This is a genomic window from Geodermatophilus sp. SYSU D01045, assembly GCF_054050295.1.
This window is the reverse complement of record NZ_JBJGZB010000025.1, coordinates 20,854-44,531: the sequence shown is the minus strand read 5'-3', so window position 1 is coordinate 44,531 and position 23,678 is coordinate 20,854. Positions and strand designations below refer to the sequence as shown.

At 75.5% G+C, this 23,678-nt stretch carries 24 protein-coding genes; 13 read left to right on the top strand and 11 right to left on the bottom strand.

Annotated features, from left to right (window positions below):
• Positions 1-9: 9 nt before the first annotated feature.
• Genes ACI798_RS18700 through ACI798_RS18690 form a run of 3 tightly spaced genes read right to left on the bottom strand, consistent with a single transcriptional unit; the run spans position 10 to position 3,619 of the window.
• A complete protein-coding gene (locus ACI798_RS18700) occupies positions 10-687 on the bottom strand; it encodes a hypothetical protein (protein ID WP_456940736.1) in 678 nt (225 codons plus the stop codon).
• Positions 687-1,169, bottom strand: a complete 483-nt coding sequence (locus ACI798_RS18695) for a hypothetical protein (protein WP_456940737.1) — start codon at positions 1,167-1,169, stop codon at positions 687-689. Before ACI798_RS18695 ends, ACI798_RS18700 begins: the two co-directional genes overlap by 1 nt.
• Positions 1,166-3,619, bottom strand: a complete 2,454-nt coding sequence (locus tag ACI798_RS18690) for a molybdopterin oxidoreductase family protein (RefSeq protein ID WP_457048631.1) — start codon at positions 3,617-3,619, stop codon at positions 1,166-1,168. The genes ACI798_RS18695 and ACI798_RS18690 overlap by 4 nt, the downstream gene beginning before the upstream one ends.
• 618 nt (positions 3,620-4,237) lie before the next feature.
• On the opposite strand from ACI798_RS18690, the gene ACI798_RS18685 reads away from it, so the two are divergent.
• From ACI798_RS18685 to ACI798_RS18665, 5 genes are all read left to right on the top strand, one after another.
• Entirely contained in the window at positions 4,238-4,546 is a 309-nt protein-coding gene (locus tag ACI798_RS18685) for an ANTAR domain-containing protein (RefSeq protein ID WP_457048630.1), read from the top strand.
• 104 nt (positions 4,547-4,650) lie between these two features.
• Positions 4,651-5,304: a chemotaxis protein CheB gene (locus ACI798_RS18680; protein WP_456940739.1), complete on the top strand. Its 654-nt coding sequence runs from the start codon at positions 4,651-4,653 to the stop codon at positions 5,302-5,304.
• 70 nt (positions 5,305-5,374) lie between these two features.
• Complete coding sequence (locus ACI798_RS18675; RefSeq protein WP_457048629.1) at positions 5,375-6,103, top strand: Crp/Fnr family transcriptional regulator; 729 nt, start codon at positions 5,375-5,377, stop codon at positions 6,101-6,103.
• Positions 6,104-6,361: 258 nt separating this feature from the next.
• Complete coding sequence (locus tag ACI798_RS18670) at positions 6,362-6,742, top strand: hypothetical protein (protein ID WP_457048628.1); 381 nt, start codon at positions 6,362-6,364, stop codon at positions 6,740-6,742.
• Positions 6,743-7,008: 266 nt separating this feature from the next.
• Positions 7,009-7,197: a hypothetical protein gene (locus tag ACI798_RS18665; RefSeq protein WP_456940742.1), complete on the top strand. Its 189-nt coding sequence runs from the start codon at positions 7,009-7,011 to the stop codon at positions 7,195-7,197.
• A gap of 16 nt (positions 7,198-7,213) precedes the next feature.
• On the opposite strand, the gene ACI798_RS18660 is transcribed toward ACI798_RS18665, so the two are convergent.
• Positions 7,214-8,038: a M55 family metallopeptidase gene (locus tag ACI798_RS18660; RefSeq protein WP_457048627.1), complete on the bottom strand. Its 825-nt coding sequence runs from the start codon at positions 8,036-8,038 to the stop codon at positions 7,214-7,216.
• A gap of 87 nt (positions 8,039-8,125) precedes the next feature.
• Here ACI798_RS18660 and ACI798_RS18655 point away from each other — a divergent pair, with 87 nt between their 5' ends.
• Positions 8,126-9,781: an MFS transporter gene (locus ACI798_RS18655; protein ID WP_456940744.1), complete on the top strand. Its 1,656-nt coding sequence runs from the start codon at positions 8,126-8,128 to the stop codon at positions 9,779-9,781.
• 7 nt (positions 9,782-9,788) lie between these two features.
• Positions 9,789-10,655: a YhjD/YihY/BrkB family envelope integrity protein gene (locus ACI798_RS18650; RefSeq protein ID WP_456940745.1), complete on the top strand. Its 867-nt coding sequence runs from the start codon at positions 9,789-9,791 to the stop codon at positions 10,653-10,655.
• Between the two features lie 9 nt (positions 10,656-10,664).
• On the opposite strand, the gene ACI798_RS18645 is transcribed toward ACI798_RS18650, so the two are convergent.
• From ACI798_RS18645 to ACI798_RS18630, 4 genes are all read right to left on the bottom strand, one after another.
• On the bottom strand, positions 10,665-11,162 hold the full coding sequence (locus tag ACI798_RS18645) for a DUF4396 domain-containing protein (RefSeq protein ID WP_456940746.1): 498 nt from the start codon (positions 11,160-11,162) through the stop codon (positions 10,665-10,667).
• A 118-nt stretch (positions 11,163-11,280) separates the two neighbouring features.
• Entirely contained in the window at positions 11,281-12,282 is a 1,002-nt protein-coding gene (locus tag ACI798_RS18640) for a sigma-70 family RNA polymerase sigma factor (protein WP_456940747.1), read from the bottom strand.
• A 160-nt stretch (positions 12,283-12,442) separates the two neighbouring features.
• Positions 12,443-14,218, bottom strand: coding sequence for a bifunctional metallophosphatase/5'-nucleotidase (locus ACI798_RS18635; protein WP_457048626.1), 1,776 nt, complete (start codon positions 14,216-14,218; stop codon positions 12,443-12,445).
• A 93-nt stretch (positions 14,219-14,311) separates the two neighbouring features.
• Complete coding sequence (locus ACI798_RS18630) at positions 14,312-15,949, bottom strand: hypothetical protein (protein ID WP_457048625.1); 1,638 nt, start codon at positions 15,947-15,949, stop codon at positions 14,312-14,314.
• A 222-nt stretch (positions 15,950-16,171) separates the two neighbouring features.
• On the opposite strand from ACI798_RS18630, the gene ACI798_RS18625 reads away from it, so the two are divergent.
• Genes ACI798_RS18625 through ACI798_RS18615 form a run of 3 tightly spaced genes read left to right on the top strand, consistent with a single transcriptional unit; the run spans position 16,172 to position 19,407 of the window.
• Entirely contained in the window at positions 16,172-17,461 is a 1,290-nt protein-coding gene (locus ACI798_RS18625; RefSeq protein ID WP_456940750.1) for a sensor histidine kinase, read from the top strand.
• Positions 17,452-18,123, top strand: coding sequence for a LuxR C-terminal-related transcriptional regulator (locus ACI798_RS18620; RefSeq protein WP_457048624.1), 672 nt, complete (start codon positions 17,452-17,454; stop codon positions 18,121-18,123). The genes ACI798_RS18625 and ACI798_RS18620 overlap by 10 nt, the downstream gene beginning before the upstream one ends.
• A 42-nt stretch (positions 18,124-18,165) precedes the next feature.
• Positions 18,166-19,407 (top strand): GNAT family N-acetyltransferase, encoded by a 1,242-nt coding sequence (locus ACI798_RS18615; RefSeq protein WP_457048623.1) that lies wholly within the window; start codon positions 18,166-18,168, stop codon positions 19,405-19,407.
• A gap of 3 nt (positions 19,408-19,410) precedes the next feature.
• On the opposite strand, the gene ACI798_RS18610 is transcribed toward ACI798_RS18615, so the two are convergent.
• Entirely contained in the window at positions 19,411-19,902 is a 492-nt protein-coding gene (locus ACI798_RS18610; RefSeq protein ID WP_456940753.1) for a ribose-5-phosphate isomerase, read from the bottom strand.
• Between the two features lie 25 nt (positions 19,903-19,927).
• Here ACI798_RS18610 and ACI798_RS18605 point away from each other — a divergent pair, with 25 nt between their 5' ends.
• The gene (locus ACI798_RS18605) at positions 19,928-20,596 is read left to right on the top strand and encodes a DUF429 domain-containing protein (protein WP_456940754.1); all 669 of its coding nucleotides are present in this window, start codon (positions 19,928-19,930) and stop codon (positions 20,594-20,596) included.
• Positions 20,593-21,354, top strand: coding sequence for an MBL fold metallo-hydrolase (locus tag ACI798_RS18600; protein ID WP_457048622.1), 762 nt, complete (start codon positions 20,593-20,595; stop codon positions 21,352-21,354). Before ACI798_RS18605 ends, ACI798_RS18600 begins: the two co-directional genes overlap by 4 nt.
• Before the next feature lie 28 nt (positions 21,355-21,382).
• Here ACI798_RS18600 and ACI798_RS18595 read toward each other — a convergent pair whose 3' ends face one another.
• Positions 21,383-22,138, bottom strand: coding sequence for an SDR family oxidoreductase (locus tag ACI798_RS18595; protein ID WP_456940756.1), 756 nt, complete (start codon positions 22,136-22,138; stop codon positions 21,383-21,385).
• A gap of 204 nt (positions 22,139-22,342) precedes the next feature.
• Here ACI798_RS18595 and ACI798_RS18590 point away from each other — a divergent pair, with 204 nt between their 5' ends.
• A complete protein-coding gene (locus ACI798_RS18590; RefSeq protein ID WP_457048621.1) occupies positions 22,343-22,828 on the top strand; it encodes an ester cyclase in 486 nt (161 codons plus the stop codon).
• A 60-nt stretch (positions 22,829-22,888) separates the two neighbouring features.
• Here ACI798_RS18590 and ACI798_RS18585 read toward each other — a convergent pair whose 3' ends face one another.
• The gene (locus tag ACI798_RS18585; protein ID WP_456940758.1) at positions 22,889-23,551 is read right to left on the bottom strand and encodes a mycothiol-dependent nitroreductase Rv2466c family protein; all 663 of its coding nucleotides are present in this window, start codon (positions 23,549-23,551) and stop codon (positions 22,889-22,891) included.
• Between the last annotated feature and the right edge of the window lie 127 nt (positions 23,552-23,678).

Here is a 23,678-nt window from a genome sequence, read left to right as displayed (position 1 = left end):
GCGGCGTGGTCAGAGCTGCGGCCGGATCCCCGGCTCCCGGGCGAGGTCGTCCACGTCGAGGGAGCCCTGACCGCGGACGGCGGCCTCGGCCGGGCCCCGCCGCCCGGCTGGGAGCACGGTCCGCGCCTCGACGCTCTCCAGTTCGAGCGCCATGGCGGCGTAGAGGGCCAGGACGGCGAGCGCGAGGCCGACCCATCCGGCCACGGTCATCCATGTGGTGGACCCGGTCAGCTCGTAGGCGCCGGTGACGACGAACCGGACGCCGGCCAGCCCCATGACGCTCGCCGGGACGAGCTTGGCCGCGCCGGCGACCGCCGGCACGGACATCGCCACGCCCGCGGTCAGCAGCAGGACGCCCAGGCCCTTGCTGGCCGTGCCGGGCGGCGAGGTGAGCGTGGTCAGGCCCACCGTGCCCCAGGTCCCGGCGAGCACACCCATGCCCGTGGCCGCCACCGGATCGCGCGCGAGGAACCCCACGACGGACGCGATCGTCTGCAGCAGGACGGTCGCGGCCAGGGCGGTCAGGGCCGCGACCCGGCCCTCCGTCGGCGGGATCCACGCCAGCTGGACGGCGCTGAAGACGGTGGTCGCCAGCGCGAGGGCGAGGAACCCCAGCGGCAGCGGCGTGGCGATCGGCCGCAGCACGAGCCGGGTGGCCGGTCCGGGCGCGGCGCCGTGGGTGCTCATCAGCTCACCAGGATCTGGGTCGCGGACTCCTTGATCCTGCTGTTGGCCCAGCGGGCCTGACGCAGGTTCTGGGGATGGCAACGCCGGGCGAGAGCGAGCAGCTCGGTGTCCTCGACGCCCTGCGCCACCTGGGCGACCATCTCCCAGTCGACCGAGACCCCGACCGCGTGGATGTGGATGCTGCGCAGGTCACGCAGCAGCAGCAACGCCGGGGCCGACCGCCGGCCGAGCCGGTCGCTCACCGCCTCGGTCAGTCGCGCGCGCAAGCGCGGCTCACCGGCGGGCTCCGGGTCCAGCTCGACGCCGTACCGGTCCCCGAACGCGGCCAGCCGGCGCACGTGGTCCTGCGACCAGCGGGCGAGGTCGCGGCCCACGTGGAAGACCTCGTGCTCGACCTTGTGCCGCTCGGCCACGGCCAGCAGTCGGTGCGCCAGGGAGTTCTCCGAGCGGTGCAGCTCCTCGAGCGCCAGCCCGATCTTCACGCTCGTCCTCCCCCGGCCGGCATCGTCTCCTCGACGAGGGCCGCCGTGCCGCCTCGGGTCGGCGGGAGGGTGCCGAGGGCCGGGGCGGAGCCGGTGGTGGTCGGTGCCGGAGACCTGCCGCGCCGCGACCAGCGGACCTTGCGCACCCGGGCGGCCGCGGTCTTGAAGATCGGCTGCTTGGAGGCGGCGTCCCAGTCGGTGAGGGTGAGCTCGTTGGCCGCCCGCCGGTGTCCCCTCCGCCCCCCGTCGTCCCAGTAGCCGTAGTGGAAGGGCAGGAAGAGGACGCCGTCGCGGATGCCGCTGATCCGCAGCCGGGCCCGCACCCGCCCGCGCGGCGTCGAGACCTCCAGCAGGTCGCCCTCCCGGACCCTCAGCCGCTGGGCGTCACCGACCGACATCTCCACCCAGACGTCGCGGGCGGCGGCCTGCAGCTGCGGGGCCCGGCCGGTCTTGGTGCGGGTGTGGAACTGGTACAGGGTGCGACCGGTGATGAGGGAGAACGGGAAGTCCGGCGAGGGTTCCTCGTGCGGCGGGACGTACTCCGCCGCCTTGATCACGGCCTTGCCGGACGGGTTGAGGCTCCTGTACTCGTCGGGCTCGAGCGGTGCCCCGGTGAGCAGGTCGCGGCCGTAGCTCTCGCAGTACTGCGGGTCGCTGGAGAACCGGCCGTCGGCATAGAGCCGCTCGGTGCCCTCGGGTGCCTCGTCGGTGCACGGCCACTGGATGCCGCTGCCGCCGCGCAGCTTCTCGTAGGTGAGGCCGGTGTAGTCGCACGGCCGGCCGCGGCTGCACTCCTTCCACGCCTCGAACGCGCCCTCCGGATCCGACCACTTCACCAGCGGGGCGCCGTCCTTGTCCTGCAGCCCGAGCCGGTGCGCGAAGTCGACGAGGATGTCCATGTCCGGCCGGGCCTCCCCCGGCGGGTCCACCGCCTTCTCCGACAGGTGCACGGTGCGGTCGGCGTTGGTGAAGGTGCCGGTCTTCTCGCCCCAGGTGGCCGCGGGCAGGACGACGTCGGCCAGCTGTGCGGTCTCGGTGAGGAAGATGTCCTGCACGACGAGGAAGAGCCGCTGCTGGGTCAGGATCGACCGGATCCGGGCCAGCTCGGGCAGGGACACCGCCGGGTTGGTGCAGATGACCCAGAACATCCGGAGCGAGCCCTCTTCGAGGTACCGGAGCTGCTGCATGACGTGCGTCGGCGGCGCGTAGTGCGGGACGTGCTCCGGCTCGACGTTCCAGATCCGGGCCAGGTCCTCGACGTGCGCCTCGTTCGACCAGTTCCGGAAGGCCGGCAGGTCGCCGTCGGCACCGGCCTCGCGGGTGTTCTCCGCGGTCGGCTGGCCGTTCATCTGCAGGATCCCGCAGCCGGGGCGCCCGAGCATGCCGCGGACCAGGTGCACGTTGTTGACCTGGACGGCGGCCGCGGTGGCCTGGTGGGACTGGTAGAAGCCCTGCAGCACCGTGGACAGCAGCCGCTCGGCGGTGCCGATGACCCGGGCGGCCTCGCGGATCTGCGCGGCCGGGACGTCGCAGATCCGGGCGACCTCGTCGGGCGGGTACTCGGCGACCCGCTCGGCCAGCTCCTCGAAGCCGACGACGTGGGCGTCGAGGTAGTCCCGGTCGATCCACCCGTTGCCGAGGATCTCGTGCAGCAGGCCGTTCATCAGCGCCACGTTGGTCCCCGGCTTCGGCGCGAGGTGGACGGTGGCCGCGCGCGCCACCGGGGTCATCCGCGGGTCGACGCAGACGATCTTCGGCGGGTGCGGGCCGGCGAGCCGGTCGAGGACACGGCTCCAGGTCACCACCTGGGTCTCGGCCATGTTGTGCCCGTAGAGGCAGATGACGTCGGCGGAGTCGACGTCGGCGTAGGAGCCGGGCTGCCCGTCGGTGCCGAAGGACTCCTTGAGCGCTGCGGCCGCCGTCGCGGTGCACAGCCGGGTGTTGCCGTCGACGTGGATCGTCCCGATGCCGCCGTGCGCGATGAGCCCGAGCGTGTAGTAGTCCTCGAGGAACAGCTGGCCGGTGTTGTAGAAGCCGATGGCGCTGGGTCCCTGCTCCTCCAGCAGCTCCCTCGTCCGCTGCACGACCAGGTCCATGGCGGTGTCCCAGTCGGTCTCGACCAGCCGGCCGTCCCGGCGGACCAGCGGGCGGGTCAGCCGTTGCCGGGAGCCGTTCGCCTGCCAGCCGTAGAGGTCCTTGGGGTCCAGCCGGCCGCGGTTGACCCGGTCCCCCGCCCGTCCCCGGACGCCGACCACCCGGCCGTCCTTCACCGCGAGGTCCATCGCGTCGCCGTTGGAGTGCAGGATCGACGCCGCCTGCACCCAGCGGTCCACGGCGCCCTCGGAGACGCCCTCGGCGAGGTGCTGGTCGACCCGCGCCGGCCAGGTCTCGCCCGGGCCGTACGGCGTACGGGTCCCCCACGGCTCGGCGATCCGGTCGATCCGCGGCATCCTGACTCCTCGGTTCGGTGCACGTCGCCCTGCCGGGCGCGGCCCTGGTGACCGCCGTGTCTCGTCTGTGCGTGTGCGGGAGGGCCGATCGGCCGCTCCAGCGTCGGTGACGTCGTCCGCGAGCGCGAGGCCACCGGCATCCTCCTGCGGGATCCCGACCCGCTGGACGCTCACGGCCCGGTGCGGGGACCCGGCCGGCGCCCGCCTCCGCTACCCCGGCCGCCCGACGGCCGAAACCGTGCCGGTCATCGGGCCGTGCCCCTCCGCGGCCGGCACGCCTCAGCGCCGGCGAGCGGAGCTCGACGTCGGCTCCCGGCCCGACTGCAGCACACGTGCTCACCACAGCCGGCGGCCGCGACACGGTTGCCGTCGGGACGCCTTTGCGCGCCCGGATCGGCCGGTGGCACGCTGGGCGCCACTCCCTGGGGAATCGGGGCACCGGGTGGTCCGACCACGTGCCACCGGATCGACCGCGAGCAGGCGGACGAGGGCACCACGACCGTGCAGGACGCGGAGCCCACCGGGGCGAGTGCGCCGCCGGACGGCGGCACGACCGTGCGGGCCCGGGCCCAGGTGCAGCGCGCGCTGGCACAGAGGGTCCGCCGGGAGGCAGCCGAGATGCGCGCCCGCAGCGTGACTCTCCAGGTCGCCGTCCACGCGCGGCAGGCCACGGTCACCGGCCCCGCCGGGCTGCGCCGCCGACTGGCCGCAGCCGAGCGCCATGCCGCGGACCTCGAGGTCGCGCCGGTGAGCAACCGGCGCATCGGCCAGGCCATCGGCATCCTCGTGGCCCGTCACGGGGTGACCGAGGACCAGGCCTTCGACCTGCTGCGGCAGTGCAGCAACCGCCACGACGTCGAGCTGGCGGTGGTGGCCGACGACGTCGCCCGCACCGGCGAACTCCAGCCCACCGCGCGCGGACGGTAGCGACCGCCGGGCGGCTCCACCGGGTCGCCGGAGCCGGGCGGGTCGAGGCGGGACACGCCGCGCGCACTGTGTCAGGTACCCGACACAGGAGTACCGTCGATCGGGTGGCGACGGCATCCCTTCCCGGCCGGCGCCCCGGTTTCTCGGTCGTCGTGCTGGCCGCCAGCGCCGGCGGGGTGCGCGCCCTGGGCACCGTCGTGTCCGGGCTGCCGGCGGACTTCCCGGTGCCGGTCCTGGTGGTGCAGCACCGCGGGTCCGGCACGCCGGACGTGCTCGCCGATCTGCTGCGGGCCCGCGGGGACCTCCCGGTGCACACCGCCACGCCCGGTGCCCTGCCGCGCGGGGTGACCGTGCTGCCGGCCGGGATGACGGCGGACCTGCAGCCGCACGGTCGCCTGTCGCTGCGCCCCTGCGCGACGGCCCGCACGGCGGACGAGCTGCTCACCGGCGCCGCCGCTGCCTTCGGTCGGGGGGTGCTGGCCGTCGTGCTGACCGGTCGGCTGTCCGACGGGGCCGCCGGGGTGCGCGCGGTCCGGCGGGCCGGCGGGCGGGTGCTGGTCCAGGACCCGGACGACGCGGAGGCGCCGGGCATGCCCAGCGCGGCTCTGGCCACCGGCTGCGTCGAGCACGTCCTGCCGCTGCCCCTGGTGGCGCCGGCGCTGGTGGCCTACGTGATGGCACCGGGCGCCGCGGACCTGTTCGCCGTGCCCGTGGCGCCGTGGGCGCGGCTGGGTGCGCGTCCGACCGTGCCGGCATGAGGCCCGGCGCCCGCGGGTAACCCTCCCGGGCCCGGAGCACAGAGGGGTCCCGTCCCGGGAGGAGCGGCACGTGTCCACGCCCACCCGCACACAGCCGGACCCGCGCCGCAACCTGCTGCTCGACCACCTCCCCGACGAGGAGTTCGACCGGCTGCGGCCTGCTCTCGAGCCGGTGCAGCTCGACGTCCGCGAGCAGCTCTACGAGCCCGGCAAGAACATCGACCAGGTCTGGTTCCCCGTCGACTCCGTGCTGTCGGTGCTCGCCACCGTCCAGGGGGAGGCGGCGGTCGAGGTCGCCACCATCGGCTTCGAGGGCATGGCGGGCCTGCCGGCCTTCCTCGGCACGAGCGAGAGCCCGCACGACACCGTCTGCCAGATCGCCGGCACGGCGCTGCGCCTGCCGGTCGGTGAGCTGCGCCGGTTCCTGTCGACCGACGGCGCGCTGCACACCCTGCTGCACCGCTACACCCAGGCCACGATGGTCCAGCTGTCGCAGAACGTGGCCTGCAACCGGCTGCACACCACCGAGGAGCGGTGCGCCCGCTGGCTGCTGCAGACCCGCGACCGCGTCGGCGCCGACGAGTTCACCCTCACTCAGGAGTTCCTCGCCCAGATGCTCGGTGTGCGCCGGGGCACCGTGTCGCTCACTGCCGGCGTGCTGCAGCAGGCGGGCGTCATCCGCTACACCCGCGGCCGGATCACCGTCCTGGACCCCGACGCCCTGCACGAGGCGTCCTGCGACTGCTACGGCATCGTGCAGGCCGCGTACCGGAGCGCCGCCGCAGCCCCCGGCACCTGACCGGGGGCACCGACGGCCACCTGACCGTGCCGGCCGCCGTCCCGATCCGGGCCGGCACGGACCTGCCGGCAGCGCAGGTGTCGCGGCGCCGGCCGAGGCCACGCCGGCACCGACGGGCACGCGTGGCGGCTGACCGGGACGGACACCGGGCATGATGGAGCGGTCGCGTCGAGCAACCGGCCGCGGATCGCCCTCTCAGCCGCCGCCATCCGCCGTTCGGTCCCCACGGCCGGCCGGTGTCCGGCGCGAAGGAACCCGGTGTCCCCCTGCTCCGCACCCGTCTGCCCGCTGACCGTCATCGCCTGGCGACTGGGTGGCTCGACGCTGAGCGACCTGTGGTGGCGCTACCTCACCGTCGGCGGGGACCACCCCCAGGCCGCGCTGGCCGCCTACCTCGACGGCAGTGCCGCCTGGCCGGACACCGAGCACGACGTCCTCGCCCAGGTGCTCAACGAGGCCCTGTGGGAGCTGGGCATCCCGAGCCTGGCCCCTCATCGCGCCCCCCGGCCCGCCGTGCAGCGGGCCGGCCAGCGCCGACGGGACGCCCGCGGGCCCGGGGCGCTGAGCGGCCGCCGCTCCCGGCGGTCCCGGGCTCCCGGCCGTGGGTCGGTCACCTGTCGGTCGGCAGAGGCCCGCTGACGGCACGGTGCACAGCGGACAGCCCGCTGACCAGCGGGTGGGGACGCCGGGAACTCAGCCTCCCAGCCGGCTGTGCGGGTCCGGTTCCCGTCACCCGCTCGCCCCGATCGGCACCCCGGCGAACCGGAACAGGCCGTCCGTTCGCCCCGGGTTTGTGCGCGGGACACGGGGCTACCGTTCTCCCGACGAGGGGTCCCTGGATCGAACAGCGCGCCCAGGTCCTCTCCCGTTCCCGGGCAGTCTCCCGGGACCGGGGAGGCGAGACGATGGAAGCCAGCGAGCGGGTCACGTGGGAGGACTGCCCGAACTGCCGGCGGCCGGCGGCCGTCGGGTGGGTCGACGGGCGGGCCGTGGAGTTCGACTGCCCGGGCGGCTGCCGCCCGAGCGAGACGCAGTTGGAGGCGTTCGCCGCCCGGCGCGCCCGGCCGCCGGTGGTCTGGCTGACCCGCATCTAGCCCCGCCGGGCCGGCCTCAGTCGGTGAACCCGCGGGTGAGCAGCACGACGGTGACGAACGTCCGGTAGAGGGCGACCGGGTCGTCGTCGGGGATCCGGACGTCGAGGGTCCCGGCGCGCTCGACCCCGACGATCCGCGTGGCCAGCTCGGCCAGGTCCGCGTTGCGGAAGGTGACCTCCAGCGTCGCCGGCAGCGCGATCGCCGGCAGCCGGGCGGCGGACAGGCCCCGCACGGCGGCGGCCGCCTTCTCGCGGATCAGCGCGCACGCCTCGTCCGGGTGCAGGCTCTCGGCCGCGAACCGCGTCACCGACCGCTTGACGACGGCGGCCTCGATCCCCGGGCACACCGCGCGCGCCTCCTCGGCCGTCGTCCCGTCGCCGGTGACCAGCACGACCGGCACGCCGTGGCCGAGGGCGACCAGCGCGTTGATGCCCGACTCCCCCACCTCGACGCCGTTCAGCCGCACCCGGGCGATCGCCGCCGGGTTGTAGGTGTGCGACAGCACGGACGACGGCCCGGACGCCGAGCCGTGGTAGCTGACGAGGAAGACGGCGTCGAAGGAGCCGTCCAGCCCCTCCATCATGTACATCGGCTTGTGCCGGCCGGCGAGGTAGCGGGCGTTGCCGAGCAGCTCGCCGGGGCGCAGGTTCTGCATCGTCGAGTGCGAGTCGTTGACGAGGAACGCCGTGGCGCCGGCGTCCACCGCCCCCGCGATCGCGGCGTTCACCTCGTCCTGCAGCAGCCGCCGGTAGTGCTCGTACTCCCCGCCCGGGCCGCGGCACTGCGCCCAGTCGACGACACCTGCGGTGCCCTCCATGTCCGACGACACGTAGACCTTCACGCGCCCCATCCTCGGCGGTCGTCCCCGGTCGCCTGCAGGTGAGGTGCCACCGGCGCTCCGGACCACCGCGATCATGCGACCGGGACGATGCGCCGCCGTCGCTGCAGCGGTCAGCGTCGAACGGTGACGCGCTGGAAGCCGCTCGCGGTCCTGGGGGCCGCGCAGTTCCTCGCCGTCCTCGACACCGCGGTGATGAACGTGTCCATCAGCCAGCTGGTCGAGGACTTCGACACGACCGTCACCACCATCCAGGCGGTCATCACCGTGTACACGCTCGTCATGGCCGCGTTCATGGTCACCGGAGGGAAGATCGGTGACCGGATCGGCCGGCGGCGCGCCTTCGCCGTGGGGCTCGTCGTCTACGCGGTGGGGTCCCTGATCACCGCCCTGGCCCCCACCGTGCTGGTCCTCGCCCTGGGCTGGTCGGTCATCGAGGGACTGGGCGCGGCTCTCGTCCTGCCCGCGCTCGCCGCCCTGGTGGGCGGCAACTACCGGGGCCGGGACCGGGCCATGGCGTACGGGGTCATCGGCGGGCTGGCCGGGGCGGGGATCGCCGTCGGCCCGTTGCTCGGCGGCTGGGTGACGACCTACCTCAGCTGGCGGCTGGTCTTCGCCGGCGAGGTCGTCGTGGTGGTGGCCGTCCTCGCGGGGCTCCGCTGGGTCGAGGACGCGCCGACGCCGGGCCCGCGTCCCCGCATCGACGCCGTCGGGGCGGCGCTCTCCGCGCTCGGGTTGGCGCTCGTCGTCCTCGGGGTGCTGCAGAGCACCACGTGGGGCTGGCTGCAGCCGCGCAACTCGCCGGTCACCGTCCTCGGCTTCGCGCTGACGCCGTTCGTCATCGGCGCCGGCCTGGCGCTGCTGGGCCTGCTGCGGTCGTGGCTGCGCCACCGGGAGGCCCGCGGCGAGGAGCCGCTGCTGCACTGGCGGCTGTTCTCCGTCCCACCGCTGCGCGCGGCCGTGCAGACGCTCGTCGCGCAGAACCTCGTCCTGCTCGGCGTCTTCTTCACCGTGCCGCTGTACCTGCAGGTCGTGCTGGGGCTCGACGCGTTCCAGACCGGCCTGCGGCTGCTCCCGGTCTCGGTGCTCATGCTGGTCACGGCGATGAGCGCACCGCTGCTGAACCGGGTCGCCAGCCCGCGCGCGGTGGTGCGGGTCGGCTTCGCGGTCCTGGTCGCGGCGTCCCTGTGGCTGCTCGCGACGGTCCGGCCGGAGCTCGACGACCTCTCCTTCGGGATGGCGATGGCGCTGCTGGGGATCGGGATGGGCCTGCTGGCCGCCCAGCTCGGCAACGTCGCCCAGTCCAGCGCCGGGGAGGCCGACCGCAGCGAGGTCGGTGGCCTGCAGTACACGGCGCAGAACCTCGGGTCGTCGCTCGGGACGGCGTTCGTCGGCTCGGTCCTCATCGGCACGCTGACCGCCGCCGCCCTGCGCGGGATCTCCAGCGACCCGCAGGTCAGCGACGCCGTCGCCGACCAGGTGGGGGTGGCGATCGGCGGCGGCGCCAGCTTCGTCCCGGTCGACCAGGCGCGGGCCGCCCTCGACCAGGCGGGGATCTCCGCCGCTGAGGTCGACGCCCTGGTGGCGACCTACGCCGACGCGCAGCTGCTCGGCCTGAGGACGGCGCTCCTCGCGGCGGCCGCCGTCGCCCTGCTGAGCCTGTTCCTGACCCGCTCCCTCCCCGCCACGCGCCTCGCACCGTCGCCCACGCCGGCGGAGGTGGCGCCGGCCGCCGTGCGGAGGTGAGACCGGCATGGTCGTCCGCGGGCTCGGGGCGGTCACCGGGCGGCTGGCGACGACGTTCCCGGGCCGGTGCGTCGCCGCCTTCCTGGAGCAGCGCGGCATCGACCGGGCCATGGCCGTCTCCGCGCAGGCGTTCACCGCGCTGATCCCGCTGCTCCTGCTCGTGTCCCTGCTGGCCCCGGGCGGCGACGGGCCCCTGGTCGCCGACATCGTGATCGACCGGTTCCGGTTGACCGGCGCGGCCGCCGCGGACGTGCAGAAGCTGTTCGCGTCGGCCGGGGACGCCGGCATCGGCGTGCTGAGCGTCGTCCTGCTCGTGTTCTCCGCCGTCTCGCTGGCCCGCCGGCTGCAGCGGATGTACCAGCAGGCCTGGGGGCTCCCGCCGCGCACCGGCCTCCGCGGCTCGGTCGACGCGCTGCTGGGCATCGCCGCCCTGCTGCTCATGATCGTGCTGCTGTCGTTCCTGCACGGGCTGGTGGCGCCCGGCTCCGTCCCACGGGTGCTGGGCTGGACGGGCCACGTGCTGGCGAGCTGCCTGCTGTGGACCTCGATCCCCTGGCTGCTGCTCGGGGGCCGCCTCCCCTGGCGGCGGCTGCTGCCCACGGGCGTGCTGGCGGCCGTCTGCTCCGCGCTCTACGCCGTGGCCACCGCGGTCTACATGCCGCTGCTCATGGAGTCCTACAGCCGCCGGTACGGCCTCTTCGGCGTGACGCTCGCGCTGGTGGGCTGGCTGCTCTGCATCGCGGTCATCGCCGTGGTGACGACGATCGCCGGTGCCGAGTTCGACCGTGCCCCGGAGCCGTGGGCCCGCCGGCTCCGGGGCAGGCTGCACCTGGCGACCGACCCGGCGACCGCCGACGGAGGAGGCGGTCGCTGACCGCGGCGGTCAGTGGTGGGCGTGGACGACGGCGTGGCCGAGGCCGCGCCCCATCAGCCAGCGGTTGACCGGCAGGGTGACGACGAACGCCACCGCGAGGGCGGCGGCCAGCGACAGCCAGAAGAACGCCGAGCCCAGGCCGGCCTCCATCGCGCCCGGGACGCCGACCAGGACGGCGTTGTCGACCAGCTCCATGACCGCGATGGAGACGGTGTCGGCCGCCAGCGCCACCCGCAGCGCCCGGCGGAACGTGAGGCCCGCGCGCAGCACGCCGCGCATCGTGAGCGCGTAGCCGAAGACGAACGCCAGCGCGACGGCCAGCGCGACCGTGGCCCAGGTGGACAGCCCCAGGGTGGTCCCGATGACCATCCCGAGCACCTCCCCGACGGCACAGCCGGTGAGGCAGTGCAGCGTGGCCTGCACCGCCGCGGCCCAGGGAACGGCGCCCCTGCCGTGGTCCGCGTGCCGGTCCGTCGTGGGTGCCTGCCGGGTGTGGTCCGTGTGCATGTCCCCTCCTCCTCCGATGCCACCTGTATACCCCCAGGGGGTATTTAGCACAACCCCTTGATGCGCCGCCGCCTCCCGACCCCGGTCGGGGTGGGAGGCGGCGGAGGAGGGCGGGAGGTCAGCCGGCGGCGGGAGCCGCGTCCGGGGTCGGCGGCAGGCCGAGCCGGGCGAACAGGTCGTTGTCCAGGTCGAGGAAGCTCGTGATGTGCCGGATCCGGCCGTCCTCGACCTCCAGCACGTGCAGCGCCCACGGCGCGTGGCCGCCGTCGTCCGTGGGACGCCACTGCGCGACCGCCGGGCTGCCGTTGGCCTCGGTCAGCAGCAGCCGGGAGTTCCGGCAGCCGCTGCCCGGGCCGAGCATCCAGGTGCCGATGTCGGCGGCGCTGCCCAGCCACATCTCGAACGGCGGCATGTGCTGGGTGGCGTCCTCGTGCAGCAGGGTGACGAAGGCGTCGATGTCGTAGCGCTCGAAGGCGTCGAGGTAGCGGTCCAGCAGCTCGCGGTGGTCGGCGTCCAGCGGCCGCTCCTCCGGGGTGCCGCCCATCGCCGCCAGCGTGGCGCGGGCCCGCTGCAGCGCGCTGTTGACCGAGGCGACGGTGGTCTCGAGCAGGGCGGCGACCTCGTCGGCGTGCCAGCGCAGCACGTCGCGCAGCAGGAGGACGGCCCGCTGCCGTGGCGGCAGGTGCTGCAGCGCGGCCACGAAGGCCAGCCGCACCGACTCGCGGGCCACCGCGCGCTCGGCCGGGTCGCCGTCCTCGGGCAGGACCGCGCGGTCGAGGACCGGCTCGACCCAGGCCTCCGCCGGCCGCTTGGCGGCCAGGGACGCCTCCACCGGCGACCACGGCGAGCCGGAGAGGTCCATCGGCAGGGCCCGGCGCTGGCGCCCGGAGAGCTGGTCGAGGCAGACGTTGGTGGCGATCCGGTACAGCCAGGACCGCAGCGAGGAGCGGCCCTCGAAGGAGCCGAAGCTCTTCCACGCCCGGACCAGCGTCTCCTGCACCGCGTCGTCGGCGTCGAAGGACGACCCCAGCATCCGGTAGCAGTAGCCGGTCAGCTCCCGCCGGTGCTCGAGCAAGCGCGGGTCGAGCTCGTCGGACACCCCGCTCAGCACGCTGGTCACGCGGACCACCTCTCCTCGGTCGCCATCCCCGTCGACGGGCGGTAGTCCACCACGGAGGACCGACGGAACGGGAGTCCCCGGCGGGCTGTTCACCCCGGACGCCGACCGCCCCGCCGGAGGGCTCCGGCGGGGCGGTCGGGTGTGGGATGGGACGGGTGCGTCAGGGCACCAGCGGCTCGCCGGCGCGGACCAGCTGCCAGTTCAGGTCGTGGAAGTCCGCCGGGTCGATCACCTGGCGGTCCTGGGCCCAGTCGATGAGCAACTGGCGGATCTCCCGCTGCTCGTCGTAGACGACCGGCGCGGTCGAGATGCCCGGGAAGCCGCCGCCGCCGGAACGCCGGTAGTTGTTCACCGCGACGACGAACCGGTCGCCGTCGGCCACCGGCCGGCCGTCGAACTCCAGCCGGGTGACCCGCTGGCCTGCGGGCCGGGACACGTCGAGGTCGTAGTCGACCCCGGAGAGGACGTCGTAGTCGTAGTCCGGCAGGCCGCCCGCGTTGGTGACGGTCTCCAGGTCCACGTCCCCGGTCGCCGGCACCTGGGCGAAGTAGCCCGCCGACTTCTCCAGGTGGGCCCGCACCTGGGCGCCGGTGAGCTCGACCGCCTCCAGCGTGTTGTCGTAGACGTAGAGCCCGGCGATGTCGCGGACCGTGACGTCGCCCTGCGGGAAGACCGCCTCACGGCTGAAGGGCGCCGCGATGGACAGCACCGGCAGGTCGGCCCGCGACGTGCCCTCCAGCGCCGCCTCGACGGTCTCGGTCTGCACCTGCTGGATGAAGTCGAGGATCGGCGTGTCCTCGTAGCGACTGGTCTCCGTGGTCAGCTGCTCGGTGGAGGTGGCGACCACCTGGTTGACGTAGTCGACCGTCGTCCGGTGCGCCTCGTCGGTCGCGGCGAGGACCTCCGGGTCCTGGGGGTACGCGTCGGTGCGCAGCGCCGTGGCCGCGGTGCTGACGACGTCCCACCGGCCACGGACCTTCTCCAGCCCGATGTCGACCTGGGACACCGTGGCGCCCCAGCGGTAGGGCTGGGTCAGCAGCACGTCGTCGCCGGTCACCTCGTTGCGGACCCGCTGGCTCGGCACGTTGCGGTGGGTGTGGCCGACCACCATCGCGTCGATGCCGGGCACCGTCCGGGCGATGACGTCGGTCGGGTTCTCCGTCGGGGCCTGCGACCCGTCGTAGGACGAACCGCCGCCCACGCCGGCGTGCGAGAGCACCACGACGACGTCGGCCTGCTCGTCGACGATCGGCACCCAGTGCTCCGCCGCCTCGACCATGTCCTGGAACTCGACCCGGCCCTCGACGTTGCCGCGGTCCCAGATCGCCGAGCCCGGCGTGGTCAGGCCGAGGACGCCCACGGTGACCGGCTTGTGGCCGGGCACCTCCATCTCCTGCAGGGTGTACGGCGGCAGGTACGGCTCACCGGTCACGGCGTCGAGGACGTTGGCGCCGAGCACCGGGTGGTCGACGTCGTCGGCGTAGGCCTGCAGCAGGTCCAGGCCGTAGTTGAACTCGTGGTTGCCGACCACCTGGGCGTCGTAGCCGATGGCGTCGTAGGCGGCGGCCACCGGGTGCTCGGCGCCGGTCTCGGTGACCGGCTCCTGCCGCGCGTGGTAGTAGCTCAGCGGCGTGCCCTGCAGGAAGTCGCCGTTGTCGACGACCAGCACGCTCTCCTCGCCGCGCGCGTCGCGCACGCTGTCGACGACCGAGCCGACCCGGGCCAGGCCCGTGGCGAAGCGCGCCGACTCGGTGTACGGCGCGTCCTTGAAGTAGTCCCAGTCCTGCACCCGGCCGTGCAGGTCGGTGGTGGCCAGCAGGGTGATGTCGAGCTCGTCGGTGGCCGCTGCCGCCGGAGCGGCCGCCGCGGGCGTCGCCGCCCCGGCGGTCACCGCCGCGACGGCCGCGGCCGCGGCCCAGTACCTGCGTCGCTGCATGTGTGCGTGATCCCCTCGGTGTGCCGCCCGTGCGTCCCGGGCGCGGGGGCGACGCTAACTCCCGAGGGTGACGCCTCCGTCACACAGGGGGAACTACTGGTAGGTGACCAGCTGAGGTCTCGGGGAGACCTGCGCGATCGTCTCCTCGGGCGTGAGCATCGGGGAGTCCTCGTCGTAGAAGTTCTTCCAGCCCCAGGCCAGCCCCTCGGGGCCGATGCCGTGCAGCACCCGCCAGGTGTCCTGCTTGCTGCCCTGCGGTCCCTGCCCGTCGGCGTGGACCATGACGGCGACCTCGTCGCGGGACAGGTCGACCCGCTCGCGGCCGGGGATCATGTCCACCCGGAACTGGTGCAGCACCAGCAGCTTCTGCGGCAGCCGGTTCTCGCGGGTGAGGTCGGCCAGCCACGTCACCACCCGGTTCACCTCGTCGACGCCGACCGAGCCGATCTGCGTGAGGTGCACCTGGTTCGGCGCGAGCCGCCACTCCGGGTCCAGCGCCAGCCCGACGTGCGGCAGCTCCAGCAGCGGCCGGTAGAGCTCGGCCTGGGTGACGAAGTCGGTGCGCCCGGGCTGCAGGTCCAGGACGACGTAGAGCCCGGCCTCCCCCGCGGCCTCGACCCACGGGCGGATCTGCTCGATCGGCGCCTCGTAGGAGTAGTCGTTGCCGTCGGTCGGGAACTCCGAGGCCACCGTGGCGATGATCTCGAAGGCGGGGACGACGGTGGCGTCGGTGACCAGCGACTCGTAGGGCGCGGCGTGCTCGCGGGCCCGCTGGACCGCCGCGTCGACGTCCTGCTCCCCGAGCACGCCGAGCGCGCCGGTGCCCGGGTGGCCGTAGAGCGCCACCATGAAGTGCTGCGGGAACAGCGTCTGCCCGCCGCCGGGCAGCTGGGTGCCGGTGGCCGCGGTCTCCACCTTCCAGTCCAGGCCGTCCTCCGCGCCGAAGCCCGCGCCCAGGGCGACGACGGTCTCCGCGCCGGACACCGCCTCGACCGCGTCGGCCGACGCCCGCGGGTCGGTCTGCCCGCCGGTGACCTGCACGCGCGCGCCGGCGGCCCGGGCGGTGGCGACGCCGGCCAGCGACCCCGGCGCGCCGTCGGACAGGACGACGGTGCCCTCGAGCGGCTCGGCGCGGGTGACCGCGGGCAGCTCGCCGTCGGCCTCGCCGTCTGCCGCGGTGCCGTCGTCCTCGGGGCGCAGCGCGGCCGGCGCCTCGGCCTCGAGCGCGGCGACGGCGGCCGCCTCGCCGTCGGCGGGCACCGGGTCGGCGTCGGCGAGGTCGAGGCCGGTGGCGGCGGCGACCGCCTCGGCGCTCGCGGGCGCGGCGACGACGGCGGCGTCGCCGGGCGCGGTGTCGGCGCCCACGGCGAGGACCGTCCGCGCGCCCAGCCGGCCGATCTCCTCGGCGACGGCGCCGTCGGCGTCCTCGCCCTCGGGGTCCAGCAGCAGCGGCACGCCCAGGCCCACCGCGGCCGAGGCGCCGAGCAGGGTGGCCGCCCGGTCGCCGTCGGGAGCGACGACGACCACGCCGGCCTCGTCGAACAGCGCGCGGCTGGCGCTGACGGCGGACGCCGCGGGCTCGGCGTCGGCGACGACGGTCAGCCGCTGGTCGGGTGCGGAGGTCGCGACCGGGGCGGTGCCGCCCCCGTCCCCCTCCGCCGCCGTCGACGCCGTGCAGCCGGCGGCCAGGAGGAGCGCGCCGAGCGCGACGGGTACCGACCTCGGGCGCACGGGCGACCTCCGTCCAGTCGGGCACGCGGCCGCGCGGGCGCGCGGCACCGTCAGGCGTGCCCGGGATCGCATCCGACACTAGCCAGGGCGCTGGACACCGGCCCGGCGTGACCGGGACCATCCCCCCGACATGAGGAGCGCAGCGGGTGTCGGGCCAGCCCGACAGCGGATCGACCGGCTGACGGGATCGGCCGGCCGCCCCCGCGCCAGCAGGCTCGCTGCATGACCACCGACACCCTCGTGATGCCCTCCTCCGCGACCGCCCCGTCGCACGCCGGCCTCCTGCGCCGGCTGCTCGTCGACTCCGGCTACGCGCTGCTGTCGCTGCCGGTCGGGATCGCCGCCTTCGTCGTCGCCGTGACCGGCGTGGCCGTCGGCGTCGGCACCCTGGTGATCTGGGTGGGCCTGGCCGTCCTGGCGCTCACCCTGCTCGCCGCCCGCGGGTTCGCCGCGCTCGAGCGGGCGCAGCTGCCCGCGGTGCTCGGCCGCCCCGTCCCGCGCCCGGCCTACCTGACCCCCGACGGCGGCCGGGTGCGCCGGCTCCTGACCCCGCTGCGCGACCCGCAGTCCTGGCTCGACGTGCTGCACGCCGTCGTCCGGTTCCCGCTGGCGATCGTGGCCTTCGTCGTCACGGTGACGTTCTGGGCGCTGGCGCTCGGCGGGATCACCTACGGGCTGTGGGACTGGGCCCTGCCGCAGGAGGGCAACGAGGACCTGTTCGAGCTGCTCGGTTTCGAGGGCGGCACCCCGCTGCGGATCGTCGGCTACACGGCGATCGGCCTGGTCGCCGCGGCCGTGCTCCCGTTCGCCGTCCGGGCGGTCGCGCTGCTGCAGGCCCAGCTCGGCCGGGTCATGCTGACCTCCCGCGCCGCCACCCAGGCCGAGATCGGCCGGCTCTCCCGCGGCCGCGACGCCGCCGTCGCCGCCGAGGCGGTGGCGCTGCGCCGGCTGGAGCGCGACATCCACGACGGCCCGCAGCAGCACCTGGTCCGCCTCGGCATGGACCTCTCCCGCGCCCAGCGCCAGCTCGAGCGCGACCCCGCCGCCGCCCGCACGACGCTGGCCGAGGCCGGCGTCCTCGCCAAGGAGGCGCTGGAGGAGCTGCGCGCGCTGTCCCGCGGCATCGCCCCGCCGGTGCTCGCCGACCGCGGCCTGCCCGCCGCGCTGGCCGCGCTGGCCGCCCGCTCGCCGGTGCCGGTGGAGCTCGCCGTCGGCCTGCCCGCCGAGCGGCCGGCGCCGGTCACGGAGAACACCGCGTACTTCGTCGTCAGCGAGACGCTGGCCAACGTGGCCAAGCACAGCGGGGCCGGCGTGTGCCGGGTCGAGGTGCGGCGGGCCGGAGAGGTGCTGCGGGTCGTCGTCGAGGACGACGGCGAGGGCGGGGCGCTGCTGGTGCCCGGGCACGGCCTGGCCGGGCTCGCCGACCGGCTGCGCGCCGTCGACGGCGTCCTGGTGGTCGACAGCCCGCGCGGCGGCCCGACCCGGACGACGGCGGAGCTGCCGTGGGCGTGAGCCCCGGCGACCGGCCGCTGCGCGTGGTGCTCGGCGAGGACTCGGTCCTGCTCCGCGAGGGGCTGGTCCGGCTGCTCGAGGAGGCGGGCACCACCGTGGCGGCCGCCGTGGGCGACGGCCCGTCGCTGGTGCGCGCGGTGACCGCCGAGCGGCCGCACGTGGCCGTCGTCGACGTGCGGATGCCGCCCACGCACACCGACGAGGGGCTGCGCGCCGCCGTCGAGGTGCGGCGGACGGTGCCCGGGACGGCGGTGCTGGTGCTGTCGCAGTACGTCGAGGTCGCCTACGCCGACGAGCTGCTGGCCGACGGCCGCGGCGGCGTCGGCTACCTGCTCAAGGACCGGGTGACCGACCTCGACCAGCTGCTCGCCGCCCTCGCCGAGGTGGTGGCAGGCGGCACCGTGCTCGATCCCCAGGTGGTCGCCCAGCTGTTCGCCCGCCGCCGCGCCGACGACCCGGTCCGCCGGCTCACCCCGCGCGAGCGGGAGGTGCTCGGCCTGATCGCCGAGGGACACTCCAACACCGCGATCGCCCGGCAGCTGGTGGTCACCCCGGGCGCGGTGGAGAAGCACACCCAGCGGATCTTCGCCAAGCTCGGCCTCGCGCCCGACGAGGACCGCAACAGCCGGGTGATGGCGACCCTGGCCTACCTCCGCGGCTGACCGCGGTCGCGGGCCGTCGTCCCCGCCCGGTAGACACCAGGGGTGACCGATCCCGCTGACCTCCGCCCCGTCACCGCCGAGGAGTGGCCCGCCTTCAGCCGGGCGATGCTCGAGGTCTTCGGCGACGAGCCGATCGGCGACTTCACCGAGCGGGTCCCGCCGACGGCGGAGCTGGACCGGTCGCTGTCGCTGTGGGCGGGCGACGGGCGGGTCGCCGCCACCGGGGGCATCTACAGCCGGCAGGTGACCGTGCCCGGCGCCGTCGTCCCGTGCGCGGGCGTCACCTGGGTGACCGTCTCCCCCACCCACCGCCGCCGGGGCGTGCTGACGGCGATGATGCGGCGCCAGCTGACGGAGCTGCACGAGCGGCAGGGCGAGCCGCTGGCCGCGCTGTGGGCCTCCGAGGGCTCGATCTACGGCCGCTTCGGCTACGCGCCGGCGACGCAGCGCGGCAACCTGCGCGGCTCCACCCGCGACATGGTCTTCCGCCCCGGCGTCGACCTGGGCACCGGCACGGTGGCCCCGGCCGAGCCCGAGGCGTGGCGGGCCGGCGCCGCGCGGGTGCACGAGGCGCTGCGCCGCGGGGTGCCCGGCACGTTCGAGCGCGACGAGCGCTGGTGGGAGCGCGCGCTGCGCGACCCGGCCGAGCGCCGCGGCGGGGCGAGCGCCCGCCGGTACGTGCTGCACACCGAGGCCGACGGCGAGGTCACCGGCTTCGCCGCGTTCCGCGTGCGCGCCCGCTGGACCGACGACGGCCTGCCCGACGGCACGGTCGTCGTCGACGACGTGCGGGCGCGCAGCACCCCCGCCCACGCGGCGCTGTGGCGGTACCTGCTCGACCTGGACCTGGTGCGGACGGTGGAGGCCGGCTACGCCCCCGCCGACGACCCGCTGCGCCACCTGCTGGCCGACCCGCGCGCGCTCCAGGTGCGCCCGCTGGACGGGCTGTGGCTGCGGCTGGTCGACGTCGGCCGGGCGCTGGCCGCGCGCCGCTACCCGGCGCCGATCGACATGGTCCTCGAGGTGCGCGACCGGTTCTGCCCCTGGAACGACGGGCGCTGGTGGCTGCGCGGGCACCCCGCCGGGGCGTTCTGCGCCCCCACCGACGGCGACCCCGACCTGGTCGTGGACGTCGAGGCGCTGGCCGCGGCCTACCTCGGCGGCGTCTCGCTGGGCACGCTGCAGGCGGCCGGGCGGGTCACCGAGGTGAGCCCGGGCGCGGTCACCCAGGCCGCGACGGCGTTCTCCTGGCCGGTCAGCCCCTACTGCCCCGACCAGTTCTGACGGTCAGACCACGCCGTCGCGGGTAGGCAGCCCGCCGGCGGGACGGTGCCGGTTCTGCTCGTAGTCGTGGATGAGCCCGATCCGGCGGACGTGCCGCTCGTCGTGGCTGAACGGCGTCCGGAGGAACTCCAGCACCAGCGCGGTGGCCTCCTCGATCGAGTGCTGGCGGGCGCCGATCGAGACGACGTTGGCGTCGTTGTGCTGGCGGGCGAGCTGGGCGGTCTCGGTGTTCCACACCAGCGCCGCGCGCACGCCGGGCACCTTGTTGGCCGCGATCTGCTCGCCGTTGCCCGAGCCGCCGATGACGACGCCGAGGCTGCCCGGCTCGGTGACCACGCGCTCGCCCACCTCGAAGCAGAACGGCGGGTAGTCGTCCTGCGGGTCGTACTCGAAGGCGCCGCAGTCGACCGGCTCGTGCCCGGCCTCGGTGAGCGCCCGCTCGAGGTGCTCCTTGAAGTCCAGCCCGGCGTGGTCGGTGCCGACGAAGACGCGCATGCGCCGAGTCTGTCAGGGTCGGGAGGTGGCGGTGCTCGGGGTGGACGGCTGGCGCGGGGCCTGGGTCGGCGCGCTGCTCGACGGCCGCACGGTGACCCTCCTGGCGCTGCCCGACGTGGCCGCCGTCCTCGCGGTCCCCGGCGTCGAGGTGGTCGGGATCGACATGCCCATCGGCCTGTCCGACGACGGTGCCCGGGCCTGCGACGTCCGGGCCAAGGCGCTGCTCGGGAGGGCGGGGAGCTCCGTCTTCGCCGCCCCGGTCCGCGCGGTGCTGGCGACCGACGACTACGCCGAGGCCCGTGGGCTCTCGACCGCGGCGACCGGCGGGACGTCGCTGTCGGCGCAGGCCTTCCAGCTCGTGCGGTCCGTCCGGGCGCTCGACGACGCCCTCGGCGACCCGCCGCCCGGCCACGTCGTCGAGGTGCACCCGGAGCTGGCGTTCCGCCGCGGCCTGGGCGGCGTGACCGACCCGAAGGTCACCGCCCGTGGCCTGGCCCAGCGGCTCGCGGCGCTGCGCCCGGTCATGGACGTCGACGCCGCGTTGCTCGCGGCGCCGCCGCGGGTGCCGGCGGTCGACGCGCTCGACGCCTGCGCCGCCGCGTGGTCGGCCCGGCGGGTCGCCGACGGCACCGGCGAGTGCGTCGGCGACGGGTCGCTCGACGCCCGCGGCCGGCCGATGCGGATCTGCTGGTGACCTTCGCCGAGGTCGCCGACGGCGTGTTCGTCCGCCGGCACCGGTCCCTGGACCTCAACTGCGGGCTGGTCGTCGGCGACGGCGCCTGCCTCGTCGTGGACACCCGGTCCTCCCCGGCCGAGGCCGCGGACCTCGCGGCCGCCGTGCGGCGGGTGACCCCGCACCCGTGGACCGTCGTCAACACCCACGCGTACTACGACCACTGCTTCGGCAACGCCGCGTTCCGCCCGGCGACGGTGTGGGGCTCGCGCGGCTGCGCCGCGGACCTGCTGGCCACCGGTGAGGCGCAGCGCGCGGCCCGGATCGCCGAGCTGCTGGCCGCCGGGGACGTCGAGGCCGCCGGGCAGGTGCGGCGTGCGCCGCTGGACCCACCCGACGCGCTGGTCGACGACGTCGAGGTGCTCGACGTGGGCGGCGTCGAGGTGGTGCTGCGGTTCCTCGGCCGCGGGCACACCGGGCACGACCTGGTGGTCGAGGTGGAGGACGGCACCGTCTTCGCCGGGGACCTGGTCGAGGAGGGCGCCCCGCCGGCGTTCGAGGACGCCTTCCCCGCCGAGTGGCCGGCCACCCTGGGGCGGCTGCACGCGCTGGCCCGCGGCCCGGTCGTCCCCGGCCACGGCGCGGTCGTGGACGCGGACTTCGTCGGCGCCCAGCGCGAGGAGCTGCTGGCGGTGCTGGCCGCCGTCCGGGCCGGCCGGCCGGACCGCGGCCCCTACGACGAGGCGACCGTGCGCGTGGCCGCCTCCCGGCTCAGGTGATCCCGTCTCCCGCGTGCGGGAGGCGGGATCAGGTGAGGCGGCGGACCACCGGCAGCGGCAGCACCCGCAGCAGCGCCGACACCGGCCGCCACGGCCACTCGGGCACGTAGGCCCGCACCGGCTCCCGCTCGATCGCGGCGACCAGCGCGTCGACGCCGGTGTCCAGGCCGACGGTGAACGGGCCGCGGCGGCCGACGTTGATGTCGGTCTCGATGTAGCCGGGCAGCACCGTGGTGACCCGGACGCCGGTGCCGAGCAGGTCCGACCGGATGCCCTCGGCGAGCGCGTTGAGCGCGGCCTTGCTGGCGCCGTAGGCGGTGCGGGTGCCGCGCATCCCGCGGACCGAGGCGACCGAGCTGATGACGACGAGGTGGCCCGAGCCCTGCGCGCGGAACAGCTCGACGGCGGCCTCGCACTGCGCGTGGGTGCCGAGGACGTTGGTGACCAGGATGGCGCGGTTGGCCGCGGCCGCCCCGGTGCCGATGGCCGACCCGTTGCCGATCCCGGCGTTGGCGACGAACCGGTCGACGCCGCCGAGCCGGGCGGCCAGCGCCGGGACGCCCTCGGCCACCGCCGCGGCGTCGTCGACGTCGAGCGCCGCGGTGACCACCCGGATGCCGGGGTGGGCGGCGAGCAGCTCGCCGCGCAGCTCCTCCAGCAGGTGCTCGCGGCGGGCGACCAGGGCCAGGTCCCGGCCGCGTGCGGCGAAGCGGCGGGCCAGGCCCATGCCCAGCCCGGAGCTGGCGCCGGTGATCAGGATGCGCTGGCGGGTCGGTCGCGGCACGCCCGCGAGCATGCCAGCCGCGGAAGTGCACGGACGGGGCCTTCGCCTCTGGCACCCCGGCCCGGGCAGGACTCGTCTCGGGGTGTCGGCCTGCCGCAGGTGCGGGCCCGGCCCCGCTCGTGCCGGGCCCGGGCCGATCGGCCGGCCGACGTCACCAGCCGGCCAGACCGGCCGGCGACCCGACGGACGACCGGAGGAGTCGTCATGGGACAGGCACGAGAGATCATGGACCGGATCACCGCCGCGGCCGTCGCGGGTGACCGGGAGACCCTGCTGCAGCTCTACGCGGCCGACGCCGTCGCCGAGACTCCCGAGGGCCTGCGGCTCGAGGGCAACGAGGCCATCGCCGACTACCTCGCGGTGTTCCAGCGCGCGTGCCCCGACATGAGCTGGGAGCCGAAGGCCACCTACGAGGCCGGCGACACCGCGATCGACGAGGGCTGGCTCGTCGGGACCCACACCGGCGTACTGGCCCTGCCGGACGGCGACGTGCCGCCGACCGGCAGGAGCGTACGGCTGCGGGAGTGCGACCTGCTCACGGTCAGGGACGGCGTGGCCGCGTCGCACCACATGTACTTCGACCGGCTCGACATCGCGTCCCAGCTCGGGCTGGGCGGGGCCGCGACGGCCGTCCCGGAGCCCCGCGCCGCCGCCGGGATCGAGCAGGTGACCGAGACCCCCGCCACCTGACCCGCCCCTGGGCGCCCCGCCGCCGGCCGCGCTCCCGCGACCGGCGGCGGGGCGGCGGACTCAGCTGTTCTCGAGCTCTAGGGCGTCGGCCGGCACCGAGTCCATGTCCGGGCCGGAGGTGCGGGTCCGCTTGAGCTCCCAGAAGTCGGGCAGGTTGGCCAGCAGGACGGCCCCGTCGAAGGCCTTCCCGGCGTCCTCGCCCGTGGGCACCCGGCTGATGACCGGGCCGAAGAACGCGACGCCGTCGATGTGCACGACCGGCGTGCCGACGTCGTCACCGACCGGGTCCATGCCCGCGTGGTGGCTCTTCTCCAGCGCCTCGTCGTAGTCGGTGGAGGTCGCCGCCTCGGCCAGCTCGGCCGGGAGTCCCACGCGCTCGAGCGCCGGGGCGATCAGCTCGTCGAGCTCCTTGCCCTCGTGGTGCCGCAGCGTGCCCATGGCCGTGTAGAGGTCACCGAGGACCTCGTCGCCGTGCTTCTCGGCGGCGGCGACGGCGACCCGCACCGGGCCCCACGCCTGCTCCATCATCTTCTGGTACTCCTCCGGCAGGTCGCGCCCGCGGTTGAGCACCGCCAGCGACATGACGTGCCAGTGCAGGTCGATGTCGCGCACCTTCGCCGCCTCCAGGACCCAGCGGCTGGTCAGCCAGGCCCAGGGGCACAGCGGGTCGAACCAGAAGTCCACCCGTGCCTTGGTCGGGGCGCTCTGCACTGCCTCGGTCATCGATCGCTCTCCTCAGGTCCGTCGTCCTCGGGGCCGGGGGCGCACCCCGCCACTGCCCGCTGCCAAGTGCCCCGTCCGGCCGGTTGTTCCCGGTGCCCTGCGGGCGTGTCGGCCGTCCGTGGCAGGC

Excerpts from the sequence above, each read along its gene's own strand:
- ACI798_RS18610 (WP_456940753.1), bottom strand. The coding sequence starts at position 19,902 with ATGCGCGTCTTCGTCGGCACCGACCACGCCGGGCTGGACTTCAAGGAG.
- ACI798_RS18655 (WP_456940744.1), top strand. The coding sequence starts at position 8,126 with ATGCGCCGCCGTCGCTGCAGCGGTCAGCGTCGAACGGTGACGCGCTGG.
- ACI798_RS18690 (WP_457048631.1), bottom strand. The coding sequence starts at position 3,619 with ATGCCGCGGATCGACCGGATCGCCGAGCCGTGGGGGACCCGTACGCCG.
- ACI798_RS18685 (WP_457048630.1), top strand. The coding sequence starts at position 4,238 with ATGCGCGCCCGCAGCGTGACTCTCCAGGTCGCCGTCCACGCGCGGCAG.
- ACI798_RS18665 (WP_456940742.1), top strand. The coding sequence starts at position 7,009 with ATGGAAGCCAGCGAGCGGGTCACGTGGGAGGACTGCCCGAACTGCCGG.
- ACI798_RS18645 (WP_456940746.1), bottom strand. The coding sequence starts at position 11,162 with ATGCACACGGACCACACCCGGCAGGCACCCACGACGGACCGGCACGCG.
- ACI798_RS18590 (WP_457048621.1), top strand. The coding sequence starts at position 22,343 with ATGGGACAGGCACGAGAGATCATGGACCGGATCACCGCCGCGGCCGTC.
- ACI798_RS18700 (WP_456940736.1), bottom strand. The coding sequence starts at position 687 with ATGAGCACCCACGGCGCCGCGCCCGGACCGGCCACCCGGCTCGTGCTG.
- ACI798_RS18650 (WP_456940745.1), top strand. The coding sequence starts at position 9,789 with ATGGTCGTCCGCGGGCTCGGGGCGGTCACCGGGCGGCTGGCGACGACG.
- ACI798_RS18635 (WP_457048626.1), bottom strand. The coding sequence starts at position 14,218 with ATGCAGCGACGCAGGTACTGGGCCGCGGCCGCGGCCGTCGCGGCGGTG.
- ACI798_RS18625 (WP_456940750.1), top strand. The coding sequence starts at position 16,172 with ATGACCACCGACACCCTCGTGATGCCCTCCTCCGCGACCGCCCCGTCG.
- ACI798_RS18585 (WP_456940758.1), bottom strand. The coding sequence starts at position 23,551 with ATGACCGAGGCAGTGCAGAGCGCCCCGACCAAGGCACGGGTGGACTTC.